Below are 18,353 nucleotides of genomic sequence, written 5' to 3' on the forward strand. Positions count from 1 at the left end.
GGACGCCGATTAGCGCGATTCGCGCGCGCGCGCATCCGCCTTTTTCGTCTTGAGCGTCGCCCGCGCCGACGCCGGGTCGTCGGGCCACGGATGTTTGGGATAGCGACCGCGCATTTCCTTCGCCACAGCGCTCCAGCTTCCCACCCAGAATCCGGGCAGGTCGCGCGTCGTCTGGATCGGTCTTCCCGCAGGTGAGGTTAGGCTGAGCACCAGCGGCACGCTGCCACCCCCCACCATCGGATGCGCGGCCAGACCGAACAGCGACTGGACGCGAAGCGTGACCGTCGGCCCGCCATCGGCATCGTAATCGATCGCATGGCTCGATCCGGCGGGCGTCTCGAACCGGGCGGGGGCGAGCCGGTTGATCGCCTGCATCGCGTCCCAGCCGAGCAGCCCTTCGATCACCTGCGTCAACGCCGCAGGATCGACCGCGTCGAGCCTGCGCCTGCCCATGATCAGCGGCGGCAGCCACTCGTCGAGCCGTTCGGTCAGCGAAAAGTCGTCCAAGGCGACTTCGGGCCCGCCATGGTCGGCGGCGAACGCCGCGCGCTTGCGCAACGCATGTCCCGCCGCGTTCCACGGCAAAAGATCGAGCCCGTGTTCGCGCACGCCCTCAAGCAGCGCCGCCTCTACCTCGCGCGCATCGGCATCGCTGTCCGGACCGGTCGACAGCCGGATCGCGCCGAGCCGCCGCTCGCGCGTCGCCGCGACCGCGCCGGTCTCGCGATCGAACCGGACATGGCGCACGGTGGCGATCTGATCGCCGAACAGGCGTTCGACACTTTCCGCGGCGATCGGCGCTGCCGACAGGATGCGCGCGCCCGCCGCCATGCCCTGCGTTTCCGCCACCGCCAGCCATTCGCCGCGCGCGAGGCTCGATTGCGGATCAAGCCGGAACCCGCGACCGCCGGCGGACGCCCAGCGCTCGCCCGAGGCATCGCGGCGGCGCGCGATACGGTCTGGATATGCAAGCGCGATGCACGTCGCTACCGCGTCATCCTGATCCTCACCGCCACCCCGCCGCGAGACGAGCTTCGCCCAGCGCGCGGCCATCCGGCGTCCCGCCTCTGCGCGCCGGCCGCGCTCCGAACGCCATCGGCGCAGCCGCATCTCCAGATCGGGATCGCTTCCGCCAAGCCCGCGCTCACCCAGCAACACCGCGATTTGCGCCGCGATCTGCTCCAGCCCGCGCTCACCTGCGCGGATCAGCATGTGCGCCAGCCGCGGCGGCAGGGGCAGCCGCGCGATGGCGCGTCCATGGTCGGTCGGGCGACCGTCGGAATCGAGCGCTTCGAGCCGGGTCAGCCGAGCGCGCGCTTCGCGGATGGCGGCATCGGGCGGCGGATCGATCCAGCGCAGATCGCGCGGATCCGAAACACCCCAGATCGCGCAGGACAACGTCAGCGCCGACAGGTCGGCCTCCAGAATCTCTGGCGGATCATAGGGCGGCATTCCCGCCGTCGCCGCGTCTTCCCACAGGCGAATCGCGACGCCCGGCCCCTGCCGCGCCGCGCGACCCGCGCGCTGGGCCACCGCCGCCTGGCTGGCGCGTTGGGTGACGAGCCGCGTCATTCCCGCAGCGCGGTCGTAGCGCGGTCGCCTTGCCAGCCCCGAATCGACCACGATACGGATGCCGTCGAGCGTCAGCGACGTCTCTGCAATCGAGGTTGCGAGCACCAGCTTGCGCCGCCCCCCGGCATCGGGCGTGATGGCCGCGCGCTGCGCCGCCGGCTCCATGCTGCCGTGGAGGCGGTGAAGCACGATGCCGGCGTCCAGTCCCGCAAGCCGCTCGGCGGTCCGCTCGATCTCCGCAACACCGGGAAGAAACGCAAGGATGCCGCCGTCATGTTCGCGCAGGCCGAGCCGGATTGCCCCGGCGACCGCATCCTCGATCCGACCCTCGCCCGCGCGGCCGATATGGCGCAGGTCGAGCGGGTGGCTGCGCCCCTCGCTTTCGATCACCGGGGCGCCGTCCATCAGCCCGGCAAAGCGCGCGCCGTCGAGCGTCGCCGACATCGCCACCAGCCGCAGGTCGGGCCGGAGCGCCGACTGGACATCGAGCGCGAGCGCCATTCCGAAATCGCTGTCGAGGCTGCGCTCATGCACCTCGTCGAACAGCACCGCCGACACGCCGGCGAGTTCGGGGTCGGCCTGGATGCGGTTGACGAAAATGCCCTCGGTGACGACCGTAACGCGCGTCGCATCGGATCGCCGCGCATCCATCCGCGTCGCATAGCCGAATGTTTCACCGACATGTTCACCCGCCAGCGACGCCATTCGCTCGGCCGCGGCGCGCGCGGCGATGCGGCGCGGCGACAGCAGCAGAATCTCGCCCGTACACCACGGCTCACCGAGCAGCGCAGGCGCGACCGCGGTCGTCTTGCCGGCGCCCGGCGGCGCGACCAAGACCGCGTTCGACGCCGTGCGCAGCGCCTTCAGCAGGTCGGGCAGAACCGCATCGATGGGAAGACCGGCCATCAGAACGCCTGCAACCGAATGGCCGCCCTAGCGTTCGCCAACAAACCCGAAGGCCAAATCCCGAGGAGGCGTAACATGGCGAAGGCCCTCGCACAGTTCGCGATAACCGCGATTGGCGACGAATATATCATCCATATCGAGGATGAGGACGGCGACGTGATCGAGCTGATGGCCGATGACGAACAGCTCGAAATGATAAACGAAGCCGTCGCCGAACAATATGAGCGCGACGAAGACACGATGGATATCGACGACGAGGACGAACTGGGCCTCGACGACGACGATTGAGCGCCGCTACCGGCCATCGTCAATAGGCGCGCGCCACCGCGAATTCGACCGCCTCGATCATCGCCGACTTGGCCGCACCTGCCGGAAAGCCGCCGATCGCGTCGATCGCCCGCTGGCCATAGTGCCGCGCACGCGCCAGCGTATCGTCGACCGACCGCGTTTCGCGCACCAGCCGGATCGCCTCGGCGAAATCCTCGTCCGAGCTGCGCTTGCCGGTAACCGCGTCCTTCCAGAACGCGCGCGCCTTTTCGTCGCCGCGGGCATAGGCGAGGATTACCGGAAGCGTCATCTTGCCCTCGCGGAAATCGTCTCCGGCATCCTTGCCCATCGTGCCCGAGTCCGACGTATAGTCGATCGCGTCGTCGACAAGCTGGAAGGCGATGCCGAGGTTGCGGCCATAGGCATCGAGCGCGACCTCGTCGGCTTCGCTGCGTTCGGCGACCACCGCGGCGATGCGGCAGGCTGCGGCGAACAACGCCGCGGTCTTCGCCAAGATGATCTCCAGATAGCGTTCTTCGCCGATGTCGATCCGGCGCACCGCGGTAAGCTGGTTGACCTCGCCCTCGGCAATCACCGCAGAGGCGTTGGAGAGGATCTTCAGCACCTTCAGGCTGCCGTCCTCGACCATCAATTCGAAACTTCGCGAGAACAGGAAGTCGCCGACCAGCACGCTCGCCGGATTGCCCCAGATCAGATTCGCGGTCCGCTTGCCCCGGCGCAGGTCCGATCCGTCGACGACATCGTCGTGGAGCAGCGTGGCGGTGTGGATGAACTCTACCGCGGCGGCAAGCCGGTGGTGGCGCGTCCCGGCATAGCCCAGCAACTGCGCACTCGCGAGCGTCAGCATCGGCCGCAACCGCTTTCCGCCGCCCGCGATCAGATGACCGGCAAGCTCGGGAATCAGCGGAATATCCGACTGCATCCGGTCGAGAATGACCGAATTGACCAGGTTGAGGTCATGCGCGACCAGGCTCATCATCGGCTCGAGCGAGGGTTTGCCGCGCGGGTCTAGGCGGTGGACGGTGGCGTTCATCTAATCCGCGATGTGGCCGTCCTTTGCGCGGAACGCAAGCCTTGCGCATCGCGCGCGCCCGCGCAACAAGGCGCCGAACACCGATACGCGGAGAACGGCGAATGAGCGACGACGTGCTGACAGGCTTTCGCCAGAGCATCGACAATATCGATGCCGCGCTCGTCTTCATGCTTGCCGAGCGGTTCAAGATCACCAAGGCGGTCGGTCGCTACAAGGCCGAAAGCGGCCTGCCTCCGGCCGATCCCGGGCGCGAGGACCGCCAGATCGCACGGCTGCGCAAGCTGGCGCAGGAGGCCGATCTTGATCCCGAATTCTCCGAAAAATTCCTGCGCTTCATCATCGACGAGGTGATTCGCCACCACGAACGACTGCGCGAAGACTAGGAGCCGGGAAATCATGGCCATGTTCGACGATCACCTGATCTTCACCCCCGACATGGTCGATCTTTCGCGCTCGCCGCTCAGGAACGGCATTGCCGAACCGACTTTCGTGCTCGGGGCGTTCAATCCGGGGCTGACGCGGCTGGGGGGCGGCAACCTTTTGCTGATGGTGCGCGTGGCGGAGGCGCTGCGCGACCCGGTAAAGGACGATGCCGTGCGCGCGATCCGCTGGACGCCAGAACGATTCGTCCTCGACCGCTATCCGATCGACAGCGTCACCATGGACGATCCGCGCTTCTTCAGCGTGAAGGACCGTGCGAGCAGGCTGATCGGGCTTACCTCGCTTTCCTGGCTGCTTCCGGTCGAGCTTTCTCCCGATGCGCGCGAGGTGGTCGCGGTCCATTACGACCATGCGATCGCGCCGTCGGCCGAATATGAACAATATGGCATCGAGGACGCCCGCATCAGCATTGTCGGCGGCGCCTGGCAGATGGTGAGTTGCGGCGTTTCGGCGAACCGGCATTGCAGCGTCCTGCGCCGGTCGGTCGACGGTCTCGAATACCGGCCGATGGGCGTTGTGCTCGATCATCAGAATAAGGACATGGCGCTGTTTCACGGCAAGGTCGGCGACCGCTTCTTCGCGCTTACCCGACCGCTCGGCGAAAGCTATATCGCGCCGCCGCCGGACAGCGACTTTGCCGGCGGCCCTTCGATCAACCTCGCCGAATCGCCCGACGCGCTGCACTGGAAGCCCTGCGACACCGGCGGCATCCGCGCGCGAAAGGGGTCGAAGGCCGCGCGCAAGGTCGGCGGTGGCACCCCGCCCGTGCTGACACCGAAGGGCTGGCTGATGCTGTATCACGGCGTCGACCATGAAGGTCCGATCGGCGCCTATCGAACCTTCTGGGCGCTGCTCGACCGCGACGATCCGACCAGGGTGTTGCGCGTCGAGGATGACGACGCGCTGATCGAAGCCGATCCGTCGCTGACCGCCGCGCTCGCCGATCGGATGTACCTGTCCTCGCCGATCATTTTCACCACCGGCATTGCCGACGCCGACGATCATTATATCGTCGCCAGCGGCGAGGCCGATCTCGCGTGCCGGATCAGCTACATCCCGAAGACGCGTTTCGCCTGACTATTCGGCCGCGAGCAAGGTTTCGGCGCCGCCCAGATCGACCGACACCAGCCGGCTGACGCCCTGTTCGACCATCGTCACGCCGAACAGGCGGTGCATTCGGCTCATCGTCGCGGCGTTGTGCGTGACGATCAGGTAGCGCGTGCGCGTTTCCTCGTTCATGCGGTCGAGCAGATCGCAGAACCGATCGATATTGGCGTCGTCGAGCGGCGCATCGACCTCGTCGAGCACGCAGATCGGCGCGGGGTTGGTAAGGAACAGGCCGAAGATCAGCGCCACCGCGGTCAGCGCCTGCTCGCCGCCCGAAAGCAGCGTTAGCGATTGCAGCTTCTTGCCCGGCGGCTGGGCCATGATCTCCAGCCCCGCCTCGAGCGGATCGTCCGAATCGACCAGTTCGAGATGCGCCTGGCCGCCATTGAACAGCGTCGTGAACAGCCGCTGGAAATGCGCGTTGACCGCCTCGAACGCCGCCAGCAGCCGCTGCCGCCCCTCGCGGTTGAGCGTGCCGATCGACCCGCGCAGCCGGTTGACCGCCTGACCCAGTTCCTCGCGCTCGGCAAGGTTGCTGGTCGATGATTGCTCCAGCTCCTTCAGCTCGCTTTCGGCGACCAGATTGACCGGTCCAATCCGTTCGCGGTCGAGAATCATCTTTTCGTGGCGCTGCGATTCGGCTTCGGGCGTCCCGACCTGATCGGCCTCGAAACCGGCCTTTTGCGGCAGCAGTGGCGGTGGGCATTCGAAGCGTTCGCCCGCGACGCGTCCCATCTCGATCCGGCGCGCTTCCTGATTTTCGGCGCGCGCCGCGGCGCCGGCACGCCCCTCGCGCGCTTCGGCCAGCGCCTCGGACGCTTCGCGCCCCGTCGCCTCGACCTCGCGCAGCTTCGCCTCGGCCGCTCGCTCATATGCCGATGCGGCTTCCGCCTTTTCGCGGCCTTCGGATAGTCCCGCCTCGGTTTCGGCAATCGCCTTGTCGAGTCCCTCGGGCTTGGCGGCAAGGATCGCGCTTTCCTCGGCAAGCCGTTCCTCGCGCTCCTCCATATCGGCGATCCGCCGCGTCGCCTCGCCGGCGCGCGCCTGCCAGTTGCGCTTGTCGGTTTCGGCAGCGGCTACGCGCTCGCGGTCCTGCGTGATTTCGCGGTCGAGAGTCGCGCGGTCGGTGCGTGCGCTCGCCACCGCGGCGCGCTTCGCCTCGGCTTCGGACGACAGCGTCGCCACGCGCGTTTCGGTCGCGCTGCTGTCAGGAAGCGCATCGACCGCGACCTGCGCACGGCGAACCTCGTCCTCCGCCTCTTCCTGTTCGCCCGCGATGCGTTTGCGTCGCTCGTCCAGATCGGCGCGCTGCGCCTCCATCCGTTCGAGCTGGCCGGTGATACGATCCTCGGTGCGCCCCGCCTCGCGCGCGCTCGTCTCGCAGGACTGGAGCGTGCGGCGCGCATCGGCGGCCGACCGCCGTGCTTCTTCGATGGCCGCTTCGATCCGCGTCAGTTCGGCGTCGGCGGATTCGACGGCGCGGACAGCGGCGGGCCGTGCCTTGTCGATCGCACGCAGCCGGTTGCGCCGCTCAAGCCGCTCGGCCGCCGCCGCGCCGCCCGATTTTGCGATATATCCGTCCCAGCGCCGCAGCACGCCGTCCATCGTCACCAGCCGCTGCCCGACCGCGAGCGGCTGGCCATCATCCGAATCGGCGACGAGGATCTGCTGGAGCCGCCGCGCCAGCGCATGGGGCGCCTCGACATGCGCGGCGAGCGGCGTCGTGCCCGGCGGCGCGTCGGGGTCTTCCTTCGCCGGCTCCGCCCCCGCCCAGTAGCGCGTGGCTGCGGGATCGAGCCCAGCTTCCAGATCGTCGCCAAGCGCCGCCGCCAGCGCGCGTTCATAGCCCGGTTCGGGCTGAAGCCTGTCGAGCAACCGTTCGCGCCCGTCATCGCGCAGCGCCTTGCTCAGCGCCGCGGCTTCGCTGTCGAGCGCGGCGAGTTCGGCATGTGCGGCGGCACGCGCCGATTGCGCACGTTCGCGCGATTCGATCGCGCTGCGTTCGCTGGCATCGGCATTGGCGAGTTGCGTGCGGGCGCCCTCGGCACGCTCGAGCGCCTGCTTGCGTTCCGCCGCCGCCCGGTCGCGCTCTGCAGTCAGCGGCGCGGCATCGGGCAGGTTCGCAATCTCGCTCACCACGCGCGCCAGATCGCGCGCCGACCGGTCGCGGCGTTCCTCGGCAGCCTTCAGCGCCGCCGCAGCGACGCGCGCATCGGCCGATTCGCTCGCCTGCTGACCGAGCGCCTGGGCGAGCGCCACTTCGGCATCGCGCGCTGCCCGTTCCGCATCGGCAAGCGCCGATTCGAGCCGGGGAAGCCGCGCCTCCGCCGCCTCGATTCGCTCGGCAAGCGCCGCACGCTCCTCGTCGAGGCGCTTGATCGCGGCGGAAGCATCGCCGGCCAGCTCGCCTTCGCGCGCGCGGTCCTCGGCCAGCCGTGTCTTGCTGGCCGCGAGTTCATCGATCCGGCGTGCCACGCCTTCGCGCTCGGTGCGCAGCGCGCTGAGCCGGTGGCCGGTTTCGTTGGCCCTGTCGCGCGCCTCCAGCGCGATGCTGCGCGCCTTGGCGAGCGCGTCCGCCGCAGCACTTTGGTGCGCCGCCGCCGCGCGTTGCGCCTCGGCCTTTTCGCTGACCAGCGCTTCGGCGGCGCGCGCTTCTTTCTTGGCGATCTCCGCCGCCGCCGCGGCATCGCGCCAGCGGGCGTAGATCATCCGCCCCTCGGCAACGCGGATTTCGTCCGACAGGCGGCGATATTTTTCCGCCTGTCGCGCCTGACGCTTCAGCGCCGCGGCGCGCGCATCCTGATCGGCGATGATCTCGTCGAGCCGCGCGAGATTGGTCTCGGTCGCGCGCAACCGCTGTTCGGCATCCTTGCGGCGAACGTGAAGCCCGGCAATGCCCGCCGCCTCTTCGAGCATCTGTCGGCGTTCGGCGGGCTTGGCGGCGATGACCGCGCCGATCTTGCCCTGGCTGACAAGCGCGGGAGAGTGCGCGCCGGTCGCGGCATCGGCGAACAACAGCGCGACATCCTTGGCACGCACGTCGCGCCCGTTGATGCGATAGGCGGAGCCGGCGCCGCGTTCGATCCGGCGGACGACCTCGACCTCCTCCGCCTCGCCCGCGACCTGTTCGGCAAGGATCGAGACTTCGGCGAAGTCGCGTTGCGGGCGGCTGCCGGTGCCGGCGAAGATGACATCTTCCATGCCGGCGCCGCGCATCGACTTGGGGCTGTTCTCGCCCATCGCCCAGCGCAGCGCCTCGAGCAGGTTGGACTTGCCGCAGCCATTCGGCCCGACAATGCCGGTCAGGCCGGGTTCGATGCGCAGGTCAGCGGGATCGACGAAGCTCTTGAAGCCCGAAAGCCGCAATCGCCTGATCTGCACCGGCCGCCCCCCCGACCCGGCCTAGCGCTTATGCGCCATGCGCCACGAGCGCAGCCTTCAGCCCCGACCAGCTCGTGCTGTTGATGCGGTCGCCATTGATGAAGAAGGTCGGCGTGCTGGTGACATTATCGTCCTCCTGCGCCTTCTGCATCGCATTGGTCAGCTTTTCGGCCTTGGCCTGATCGTTGAGGCAGGCCTGCGCCTTCGCCTCGGGAAGGCCGCGCTTCTTCATGAAGTCGATATAGCCGGCGGCGTTGGCGAGCGCGGTCAGCGCCTGCGCCGGCTTCATACCCTGGAGCTTGGGCTGGAGCGCATCGTAATTCTTCTGCAGATTGCCGTTCAGCGTTTCCTGATCGGCATACATCTGTTCGAGGACCGGGAAATAGGCGCTGGTGGGCACGCACAGGCCAAGCAGCGACGCAGCCAGATCGGGCGCGCCGTGGACCATATATTCGTGGAATTCGAGGCTGACCTTGCCCGTGTCGATGTAATTCTTGATGAGCGGGTCATAGCCTTCACGCGCAAAGGCGCCGCATACCGGGCAGCCGCGCGATCCATATTCGACCAGTTTGATCGGTGCGTTGGGATTGCCCATCACATGCACGCCGACATCCTTGGTGCTGACCACTTCGTGCCACTGTTTGCCGGCCGGGGCCTGCGCACCGGCGACCGGCGCCGCGCTGTTGCCTGCGCTTGCACCACCGTCGCCCGAACAGGCGGCGAGGATCAGAAGGGGAATCGCCAGAAAAGCCAAACGCATCGGATATCTACTCCGTCAGGAAAATTATTTCGCGCCAGCAGCGCCGAGTGCCGTTTGCACTTCGCCCCAACCATGGGCGGCGGTCAAGCGGCCATTGATCGCGAAAGCGGGGGTTCCCCTGATCTGCGACCATACCAGCTGCGACGTGGCGCGCAGCTTGTCGAGCATCGCCCGGTCGGACAGGCATGTGTCTATCGCGGCATCGGTCATCCCAGCCTTGATCGCCAGCGCGCGGAGACCCGACCCCTTTGCAACGGCCTGAATGTCATCCAGCGTCGCGACCGGCACACGGCTGTACATTCCGGGCACGCCGCGCGCGGCATCGACCAGATCGGCCTGCGCGGCAAAGATCGCGTTATGCAGCTTGCCGGCATCGGCGGGCGGCGCGCACCCGACGAGCATCGCGGCAGCAATATCGAGCGGGTCGCGCAGCGCATGGACATATTCGAGCTGCACCTCGCCCTTGTCGACCAGCTGGTCGAGGTCGCCGGCGCGCGACTGCTCGACATATTCGGCGCAGTGCGGACAGGTATAGCTCAGATACTCGGTCAGCGTGACCGGCGCCTGCGGGTTGCCGATCGCCTGACCGCCGGCGGGAAGTTCGGTGACGGTCGCGGACCAGTCCGGTCCGCCCGCCGATTGCGCGGGCATGGCCAACACCAGCCCGCAAAGTGCCGCGCCGAGCGCCAGCAGGATTCGCATCAATCTATCTTTCCGATTTTCGGGATCGCACCCGGTCGTTCCACGCTCGCCGCCAGCGCGCCGAGCACCTCGCGCAGTTCGGCATCGTCGATCTTGCGCAGCCCGCTGCTCAACTCGGTCATGGCCGGTTCGGGGCGCGGTTGCGGTTTGGACCGTGGCGGGCGTTTCATCTGCCCCTGGCGAAACTGTACGCGCGCCACCGCCGAATAGCCGAAAAAACGGTTCACGCGCTCGATAATCTCGGGCGCGATATGCTGCATCATCGTCACATGCGCGCCGGCGACCGCCAGCGTCAGCACGCCGTCGGTGCGCTCGCCACGCGGAAAGCGAATCGATTCGGGCGACGACACGCGCGCATAGCGGTCTCCCACGATCTCCGCCCAGCGGCTGACGACCGAGCTTTGCACGAAGCCGAACTTGCGAAACGCCGCGCGGCCGATATCGGGCAGCAGTTCGGACACCTGGCGCGCATGGCCGTGGCGTTTCGGCTCTTCGCGCTGCCTGTGTCTCGATTTTACCGGGGGCTTCGTCATCGCGCCCAGTCATGCCATAGGCGGGCCGTGCCCGCCAAGCTCCCATCGACGATCGCGCCGCATCTGCTCGCCTGGTACGACGCCAATGCCCGCGACCTGCCGTGGCGCGCACCGCCGGGTGCGCCGCCGACCGATCCGTACCGCGTCTGGCTTTCTGAAATCATGCTCCAGCAGACGCAGGTCGCGACGGTAAAGCCCTATTTCGCGAAATTCACCGCGCGCTGGCCCGATTTCGCGAGCCTTGCCGCTGCCGACGAAGGCGAGCTGATGGCCGCTTGGGCGGGGCTTGGCTATTATGCCCGGGCGCGCAACATGATCGCATGCGCGCGGCAGGTCTCGGCCGAGCATGACGGCGCGCTTCCGGCGACCGAGGCCGAGTTGCGCAAGCTGTCCGGGATCGGCGATTATACCGCGGCGGCCATCGCCGCGATCGCGTTCGGCGAGCGCGCGGTCGTCGTCGATGCCAATGTCGAGCGCGTCGTCACGCGGCTCGCGGCGCTGGAAAAACCGCTCCCATCGGCGAAGCCCGACATACGCGCGCTCGCCGATACGATTACGCCCGATGCGCGCGCCGGCGACTTCGCGCAGGCGATGATGGATCTGGGCGCCACGATCTGTACCGCAGGCGCGCCGAAATGCCTGCTCTGCCCGCTCCGCGCCGATTGCGCTGGGCATGCGACGGGCGATCCCGAACGCTATCCGCGCAAGCAACCGAAGCGTGCGCGTCCGCACCGCCACGGCACGATCTTCTGGGCGGTGAACGGCGATCATGTGCTGCTCGTGCGGCGGCCCGACAAGGGAATGCTCGGCGGCATGCGCGCGCTGCCTACGGGGCCGTGGCAGGATGAAAAACCGGGACTGGCAGAGGCGCCGTTCGATGCCGAATGGCGAATGTCGGGCGACAGCGTTCAGCACGGCTTCACCCATTTCACGCTCGAATGCGCGCTTGCCGGGGCCAGGATCGACGGGCACACCAACCCGCGATCGGGCGAATGGTGGCCGCTGGCGGACCTCGATTCGGCCGGGCTGCCGACCTTGTTCGCCAAGGCGGCAAAAAGGATGAGGGAGTGGGAATGCTGACAATCCGGAAATTCGCGTTGCTGACCGCGGCGGCAGCGCTATCGATCCCCGCAGCGGCGCCGCTGTTGGCCCGCCACCCCGACAGCGCGGTCGCGGCAAAGGACACGCACGCCGTATCGCTTCCCGCGACGCGCGCCTTTGCCGGTCGCTTCATTGCCGAGGACAAGGCACCGGGCATCGTCATCGCGGTCGGCAAGGGCGACGCCCCCACCACTTTCATCGCCGATGGCAAGCTGGCCGATGCCGCGAATGCAGGGCCGGTCACGCCCGATTCGCTGTGGCGCGTCTATTCGATGACAAAGCCGGTCACCGCGATGGCGGCAATGATCCTGATCGAGGACGGCAAGATGAAGCTCGACCAGCCGGTCAGCGACTTCATCCCCGCGTTCAAGGACATGCAGGTGCTCGACACCCCCGATGGCGACAGCCTGGCGAGCCATCCGGCAAAGCATCAGATCACCATCCGCAACCTTCTGACGCACACCGCCGGCCTCGGCTACAACATCATCACCAAGGGCGCGCTGAAGGACGCGTATGAAAAACAGGGCATCCTTCCTGCCGCTGTGAATGCGCAGATGGAGGTGCAGATGCGCAAGCTGCGTCCGGCGACGCTGCGCGCCTTTGCCGACCGGGTCGCAACGCTGCCGCTGGTCTATGAACCGGGCACCAAGTGGAGCTATTCGATCGGCCTCGACGTGATGGGGGCAGTCATCGAACAGGCGAGCGGGATGCCGTTCGACGCCTTTGTGCAGAAGCGCATCCTTGGCCCGCTCCACATGACCGAAAGTTTCTGGACGGTGCCGAAGGGCGACGCGAGCTCGCTTGCGACCAATTACATGTGGGCGGGCGACAACCGCGTTCCGATCGACCCGGCCGCCGGCTCCGTCTATCTTTCGCCGCCAAGCTTTCCCTATGGCGGTGCGGGGCTTGTCATGTCGGCGCGCGACTATGACCGCTTCCTCCACATGCTTCAGGACCACGGTACGCTCGACGGCGTTGAAGTCATGAAGCCGGAAACGGTGAAGCTCGCCATGTCGAACCTGCTGCCCGCCGGCGTTTCGTTCGAAGGCGTCAGCGCCGCGACCGGCGGCAATTCGGAAAAAGGCCCCAAAATGGGCTTCGGGGCCGGTGGCTCGGTCTATCTGGAAGACGTGCCCGGCGGCCCCGGCAAGGGCACCTATGGCTGGGGCGGCGCGGCGGGCACGCTCGCCTTTGTCGATCCCGAACATGACGTTCGCGGCACGGTGATGGTCAATTATTTCCCGAGCGACAAATGGCCGCTGCGCAAGGACCTGACCCGGACGATCTATACCGACCTCGCCAAGTGATACGTCCCGGCTTTACCGGCGGCATGCTCGACCGCGTCGATCATGTCCGCACCGATGCGGAAGCGCTGGCCGAAGCGGTCGGCGACTGGCGTGCGCGGCTGCTCAAGCTCGACGGGCTCCATCCCGAGCTGGATGGCGAGGGGCGGCTCGGCTGGACGACGCTCGCCGATGCCCCCGACGACGCCGAGCTGATCCTGCTCGGCTATGTGGACGGCAAACCGCATTTCGCCGCGCGCCGGCCCGAGGATCGTCCCTCGACCGCGCGAACGCCTGCGCTGGCGCAGACCCTCGACATGCTGCGTCCCGAAGAAGCGGCGCATTACGCGGCGGCGCGCAGCCTGGTCGACTGGCACGCCCGGCACCGCTTCTGCGCGGCCTGCGGAACCCTGACCAATCCGTTTCGCGCCGGCTGGGGACGGCACTGCCCGAATTGCGGCGCCGAACATTTCCCGCGCGTCGATCCGGTGGTCATCATGATTGCCGAACATGACGGGCGCGCACTGCTGGGGCGACAGCCGCCCTGGCCGCAGGGCCTTTATTCGGCACTTGCCGGGTTTCTGGAGGTCGGCGAATCGATCGAGGAAGCAGTCGCGCGCGAAATTGCCGAAGAGGCGGGCGTGCAGGTCGGCCGTGTCCATTATGTCGCCAGCCAGCCTTGGCCGTTCCCGTCTTCACTGATGATCGGGTGCATCGCAGAGGCCGATGACGACACGATCACCATCGACGCGAACGAGCTGGAACATGCCCGCTGGTTCACGCGCGACGAGGTGCGCGCCGCGCTAGCGGGCGATGCCGATGCGCCATTCAAGGTCCCGGCGCGCTATGCGATCGCCCACACGCTGATGCAGGCCTGGCTCGACCGCTAGGCTTCGCCGCGCTTGCGCGCTCGCGGATAGGTGCCGAGCAGGCGCACCCATTTGGTGTGGAACGCCAGTTCCTCGAGCGCGCGATCGACCGCGGGTTCGCCCGGCGCGCCGTCGATATCGGCGTAGAACTCGCTCGCCGCGAAACTGCCGCCGCGCTGATAGCTCTCCAGCTTGGTCATGTTGACGCCATTGGTCGCAAAGCCGCCAAGCGCCTTGTAGAGCGCCGCCGGCACGTTTCTGACCGCGAAGATCAGCGTGGTCATCAGCGGACCCGAATGCTCGATCGGCGCCGCCTCGCGCGCAAGCACGACAAAGCGGGTGGTGTTGTGATCCGCATCGGCAATGTCGTCGGCCAGCACCTTCAGACCATAAAGCTCCGCCGCCTTGGGCGGGGCGAGTGCGGCGACATCGGCATCGCCCATCTCCGCCACCTGCGCGGCAGCGCCCGCCGTGTCGGGATAGCCGACCGGACGGATGCCGTGACGACCAAGCCAGTTGCGGCATTGCCCCAGCGCCTGCGGATGGCTCATCGCCTGTTTGACGCGCGCGATCGGCCCTTCACCGACCAGTGCGTGGCGGATGCGCAGAAAATGCTCGCCGGTAATCACCAGTCCCGATTCGGGCAGCAGATAGTGCATGTCGGCAACGCGGCCATGGAGCGAGTTTTCGATCGGGATGATCGCGCAATCGGCGCGTCCGTCACGCACGGCGTCGATGGCATCGGCAAAACCGAAACAGGGCAGCGGCAGGCAATCGGGAAACGCCTCGAGCGCGGCGACGTGCGAATTCGCGCCCGGCGCGCCCTGGAACGCAACCGCGCGCGCAGGCTCGGCGAGCGCCGCCTCGGTCATGCGCGCAACGATGGGGCGCGCGGGTTTTGCAAATTCCTGCATGACGGCGCGCCGGTTACGCGGCAATCGGCGATCAGGCAAGCGCGGCTTGCGATGCGTCAAACGGCCATCTAAAGGTCATCGCTCCAACGGGGCGAGGATAAGCGGCAAAAAATGGACAATCGTACCAATACGATCGCTGGATGGGTGCTGGCAGCCTGCGCAAGCGCGCTTGGCCTGTCGATTGTAAGCGGAATGATTTTTCCTGACCATCCGCCTGAAAAGGAAGGCTATCCGATCAAGGGGGTCGAACAAAGCGGCGGTGGCGGCGAAAAGGAAGTTCCGCTGGCGACGCTGCTTGCCAAGGCTGATCCGGCAGCGGGCGAGAAAGTCTTTCAGAAATGCACCGCCTGCCACACGATCAACCAGGGCGGGCCGAACGGCATCGGCCCGAACCTTTACGGCATTGTCGGCGATGAAGTGGCGCACGGCCGCAACGGCTTCGCCTTTTCCGATGCGCTGAAGGGTGTCGGCGGCAAGTGGACCTTCGACAAGCTCAACGACTGGCTGACCAGCCCGCGCAAGTTCGCCTCCGGCACCAAGATGACCTTTGCCGGCCTGTCCGATCCGCAGGACCGCGCCAACGTGATCGTCTATCTCAACAGCCAGGGATCGAACCTGCCGCTGCCCGCCGCGCCGGAAGAGCCGGCCAATGCGGAAGAAAACGCGCTGGAGAACCAGCCCGGCCATATCGCGCCGGCCGAAGTCGCCAACGAAGCGATTCCCGCGCCTGGCGATCCGTCGGTGGACGAAGAAGCGGCAGTTCGCGCCTCGAAAGACGCGAACTGAACTGATACCGAACGATCAGGCCGGGGGGAAATCCTCGGCCACTTCGGGATCGCGCTTGCGATAGAATTCGCGCACCGCTTCCCAGCCCTCCTCAGCCGTCTCGACAAAGGTAATCAGGTCGAGATCGCGCGGGCTGATGACGCCTTCTTCGCACAGCGCCTCGAAATCGACGACGCGGTTCCAGAAATCGCGACCGTAGAACAGCACCGGGATCGGGTCGATCTTGCCGGTCTGGATCAGCGTCAGAAGCTCGAAACTCTCGTCGAAGGTTCCGAAACCGCCGGGGAATACCGCGACCGCGCGCGCGTGGAGGAGGAAGTGCATCTTCCTGAGCGCGAAATAGTGAAACTGCATGCTGAGCGACGGCGTGACATAGGGATTGGGCGCCTGTTCGTGCGGCAACACGATATTGAGGCCGATCGATTCGGCATCGACATCGGCAGCGCCGCGATTGGCCGCCTCCATGATCGAAGGGCCGCCGCCCGAGCATACGACGAACTGGCGGTTGCCCTCGTCATCGCGCGGAAAATTCGACGCCAGCCGCGCCAGCTCGCGCGCGACCTCATAATATTTCGACTTGGCGATCAGCCGCTCGGCAATCCGCCTGGCGCGGTCGTCATCGGCAAGGTCGAGCAGCGCCTGCGCCTTGCTCGGCTCGGGAATACGGGCCGATCCGTACATGACGAAGGTCGACGAGATCTTCGCCTCGTCCATGATGAGCTGCGGCTTGAGCAGCTCGAGCTGAAAGCGGACCGGACGCAGGTCCTCGCGCAGCAGGAAATCCATGTCCTGGAACGCAAGCTGATAGGCCGGATGCTCGGTCTGCGGCGTCTGGACCTGGGTGCGGGCGGTTTCGGCCTCTTGCTGGGCCGGGCGAAAGACGCGCGACGGAACGCGCGTTTCGTCAGTCTCTTTTTTGTCTGTCATTGGCGAGGGGATTAGCGGATCGCCACGCTCACGCAAGCGGCGACCATGGTTTCAGCGGCAGAAATGGCCGCCGCCCATGTCGAGGTGAAAGTGATTATGGTGCGCGGCATTATAATCGGGGCCGAGCGTGGTCACGAAGCGCTTGCATGCCGATGCGTGGACCGTGCGCAGGAATGCGCGCACCTGCCGGTCATCCGAATTCCAGCCGTCGAGCACGCTGATCCGCCGGCCGTCGGCAAGGTCGAACGCCGCGACATCGACGGCGTCGGCAACCGCATGTTCGGACAGGCGCTGCGCCGGACCGTTGCCGACGACACCGCGGCACGCAAAGGTGCCGAAGCTTTCCACCTTGACGACATCGCTGCCGAGAATCTGCCGCGCCGCCGGCCGGACGCCGTAGCGCACCCAGTTGACGAACCTGTCGGCCAGCCCGCAGCGCATCGATTTCAGATTGGTTACCGGCGTGCCGAAATCGAGCAGCTTCACCGCGCCGATCGACGAACAGCCGCCGCCGAACGTGCGATCGGGCAAGCGCTGGTAGGACACCCCCTTCGCGTTCAGATCGGCAAGGCACTGGCGCGTCTCGGCCTCGGTCGGGATCGGCGATCTGGCAGCGGCCAGATGGCGCGGCGGCGCCCGGTTCGCGCCCCCTTCTCCGCCGCCGAACAGACAGCCGGTCAGCAACGCTGACAGAGCAAGGACGATGACGGGACCACGCAAACGCATTCCCGACACCTAGCGCCGCGCGCTTCATCTTGTCACTATGGCTGAAACAGGCGGGAAGGGGTGCAGGACATGAAGTGGCAACGAACGTTCGGCCTGGTCGCCGCATTGCTGGTCTCCGCCCTTCTGCATTCGCCGGCCCTCGCGCAGCAGCGAACCTATCTGTGGGAACACGGTGCGCCGGGTTTAGAAGCGCGCGCCGACATCCCGGAAATCTCGAAGGATTACTGGACCAAGCACGTCAACAATCCCAGCATCACCGCCTATCTTCCCGATCCGAAGAACGCGACGGGCACGGCGATCGTCATCCTGCCGGGCGGGGGCCACCGGCTGCTGGTGACGACCACCGAGGGCAGCGACGTTGCCCATTGGCTGGCCGATCGCGGGGTCGCCGCCTTCGTCGTGCGCTATCGCCTGTTCCGCGAAGAGGGTTCACCCTATTCGGAAGACGATGCCCGCGCCGATGCGGAGCGCGCGATGCGCATGGTCCGCCACGACGCGGCGCAATACGGCATCGACCCGCACCGCATCGGCGTGTGGGGATTTTCGGCCGGGGGCGAGCTGGCGCGCATGGTGACGCTCAGCCCGCCGGTCGCGCCGCGCGGTACGCCCGACGCCATCGACGCGGTATCCGAAAAGCCCGATTTCGCGATCCTCGAATTTCCCGGCCCGCTCCACGCCGAAGAACATGTCACCGCCGAGTCGCCGCCCGTCCTGCTGGCGGCGGCGAACGACGATACCTGCTGTTCGGGCCCCACGGTCGATGTGCTCAACGCCTATCGCAAGGCGGGCGCTTCGGTCGAGATGCACCTCTATGCCGCGGGCGGCCACGCCTTCAACATGGGCGAGGATACGCCGCTCGTCAGCCTGCAGCACTGGCCAGAGCGTGTCATCGACTGGCTGTCGGATCGCGGGCTGCTCTACCACCCCGCGCCGGTATTCGTCCCGAAATAGCGGCAGCCGCTCGGGCTTTGCTTGACAAGGGTCCGCACATCGCTAGGGCCGTCGGCGGGCCACGCGGTCCCAA

The 18,353-nt window shown here is 67.0% G+C and carries 17 protein-coding genes; 8 read left to right on the forward strand and 9 right to left on the reverse strand.

All coding sequences use genetic code 11. From position 1 onward, the window contains the following. Positions 1-9: 9 nt before the first annotated feature. The gene (hrpB, locus tag J7S20_RS10160) at positions 10-2,478 is read right to left on the reverse strand and encodes an ATP-dependent helicase HrpB (protein WP_284054122.1); all 2,469 of its coding nucleotides are present in this window, start codon (positions 2,476-2,478) and stop codon (positions 10-12) included. A gap of 75 nt (positions 2,479-2,553) precedes the next feature. Here hrpB and J7S20_RS10165 point away from each other — a divergent pair, with 75 nt between their 5' ends. Further along, positions 2,554-2,766: a hypothetical protein gene (locus tag J7S20_RS10165; protein WP_284054123.1), complete on the forward strand. Its 213-nt coding sequence runs from the start codon at positions 2,554-2,556 to the stop codon at positions 2,764-2,766. A gap of 19 nt (positions 2,767-2,785) precedes the next feature. On the opposite strand, the gene J7S20_RS10170 is transcribed toward J7S20_RS10165, so the two are convergent. Beyond that, positions 2,786-3,799 (reverse strand): polyprenyl synthetase family protein, encoded by a 1,014-nt coding sequence (locus J7S20_RS10170; protein WP_284054124.1) that lies wholly within the window; start codon positions 3,797-3,799, stop codon positions 2,786-2,788. A gap of 101 nt (positions 3,800-3,900) precedes the next feature. Here J7S20_RS10170 and J7S20_RS10175 point away from each other — a divergent pair, with 101 nt between their 5' ends. Both J7S20_RS10175 and J7S20_RS10180 read left to right on the forward strand, forming a co-directional pair. Continuing rightward, entirely contained in the window at positions 3,901-4,182 is a 282-nt protein-coding gene (locus J7S20_RS10175) for a chorismate mutase (RefSeq protein WP_284054125.1), read from the forward strand. A 19-nt stretch (positions 4,183-4,201) separates the two neighbouring features. After that, the gene (locus tag J7S20_RS10180) at positions 4,202-5,317 is read left to right on the forward strand and encodes a glycoside hydrolase family 130 protein (protein ID WP_284054574.1); all 1,116 of its coding nucleotides are present in this window, start codon (positions 4,202-4,204) and stop codon (positions 5,315-5,317) included. Here J7S20_RS10180 and smc read toward each other — a convergent pair whose 3' ends face one another. The 4 genes from smc to J7S20_RS10200 are packed head-to-tail and all read right to left on the reverse strand — an operon-like array spanning position 5,318 to position 10,723. Beyond that, positions 5,318-8,728, reverse strand: coding sequence for a chromosome segregation protein SMC (smc, locus tag J7S20_RS10185; protein WP_284054126.1), 3,411 nt, complete (start codon positions 8,726-8,728; stop codon positions 5,318-5,320). It lies immediately after the preceding gene. A gap of 28 nt (positions 8,729-8,756) precedes the next feature. Beyond that, positions 8,757-9,488: a thioredoxin domain-containing protein gene (locus tag J7S20_RS10190; protein WP_284054127.1), complete on the reverse strand. Its 732-nt coding sequence runs from the start codon at positions 9,486-9,488 to the stop codon at positions 8,757-8,759. 24 nt (positions 9,489-9,512) lie between these two features. Next, positions 9,513-10,190, reverse strand: coding sequence for a DsbA family protein (locus J7S20_RS10195; RefSeq protein ID WP_284054128.1), 678 nt, complete (start codon positions 10,188-10,190; stop codon positions 9,513-9,515). Next, positions 10,190-10,723: a DUF721 domain-containing protein gene (locus tag J7S20_RS10200; protein WP_284054129.1), complete on the reverse strand. Its 534-nt coding sequence runs from the start codon at positions 10,721-10,723 to the stop codon at positions 10,190-10,192. The genes J7S20_RS10195 and J7S20_RS10200 overlap by 1 nt, the downstream gene beginning before the upstream one ends. Positions 10,724-10,750: 27 nt before the next feature. Between J7S20_RS10200 and J7S20_RS10205 the strand changes: the two genes are divergently transcribed. From J7S20_RS10205 to nudC, 3 genes are read left to right on the forward strand one after another with little or no spacing between them, the layout of a single operon-like run. Beyond that, a complete protein-coding gene (locus J7S20_RS10205; protein ID WP_284054130.1) occupies positions 10,751-11,803 on the forward strand; it encodes an A/G-specific adenine glycosylase in 1,053 nt (350 codons plus the stop codon). Next, on the forward strand, positions 11,797-13,131 hold the full coding sequence (locus tag J7S20_RS10210) for a serine hydrolase domain-containing protein (protein WP_284054131.1): 1,335 nt from the start codon (positions 11,797-11,799) through the stop codon (positions 13,129-13,131). The genes J7S20_RS10205 and J7S20_RS10210 overlap by 7 nt, the downstream gene beginning before the upstream one ends. Next, positions 13,128-13,997 (forward strand): NAD(+) diphosphatase, encoded by an 870-nt coding sequence (nudC, locus tag J7S20_RS10215; RefSeq protein ID WP_284054132.1) that lies wholly within the window; start codon positions 13,128-13,130, stop codon positions 13,995-13,997. The genes J7S20_RS10210 and nudC overlap by 4 nt, the downstream gene beginning before the upstream one ends. On the opposite strand, the gene J7S20_RS10220 is transcribed toward nudC, so the two are convergent. After that, positions 13,994-14,890: a prephenate dehydratase gene (locus J7S20_RS10220; RefSeq protein ID WP_284054133.1), complete on the reverse strand. Its 897-nt coding sequence runs from the start codon at positions 14,888-14,890 to the stop codon at positions 13,994-13,996. The genes nudC and J7S20_RS10220 overlap by 4 nt on opposite strands. Positions 14,891-15,001: 111 nt before the next feature. On the opposite strand from J7S20_RS10220, the gene J7S20_RS10225 reads away from it, so the two are divergent. Further along, positions 15,002-15,676, forward strand: coding sequence for a c-type cytochrome (locus tag J7S20_RS10225; protein WP_284054134.1), 675 nt, complete (start codon positions 15,002-15,004; stop codon positions 15,674-15,676). Between the two features lie 15 nt (positions 15,677-15,691). Here the strand turns inward: J7S20_RS10225 and J7S20_RS10230 are convergent, their stop codons facing one another. Next, the gene (locus J7S20_RS10230) at positions 15,692-16,603 is read right to left on the reverse strand and encodes an LOG family protein (RefSeq protein WP_284054135.1); all 912 of its coding nucleotides are present in this window, start codon (positions 16,601-16,603) and stop codon (positions 15,692-15,694) included. 51 nt (positions 16,604-16,654) lie between these two features. Then, positions 16,655-17,329, reverse strand: a complete 675-nt coding sequence (locus J7S20_RS10235) for an extensin family protein (protein WP_284054136.1) — start codon at positions 17,327-17,329, stop codon at positions 16,655-16,657. Positions 17,330-17,398: 69 nt separating this feature from the next. Between J7S20_RS10235 and J7S20_RS10240 the strand changes: the two genes are divergently transcribed. After that, positions 17,399-18,280 carry an alpha/beta hydrolase gene (locus J7S20_RS10240; RefSeq protein WP_284054137.1) on the forward strand — a complete coding sequence of 294 codons (882 nt, stop codon included), beginning with the start codon at positions 17,399-17,401 and terminating at the stop codon, positions 18,278-18,280. The last annotated feature ends 73 nt before the right edge of the window (positions 18,281-18,353 follow it).

Origin of the sequence: Stakelama marina (assembly GCF_018122655.1) — a bacterium.
GTDB lineage: Bacteria > Pseudomonadota > Alphaproteobacteria > Sphingomonadales > Sphingomonadaceae > Sphingomonas > Sphingomonas marina.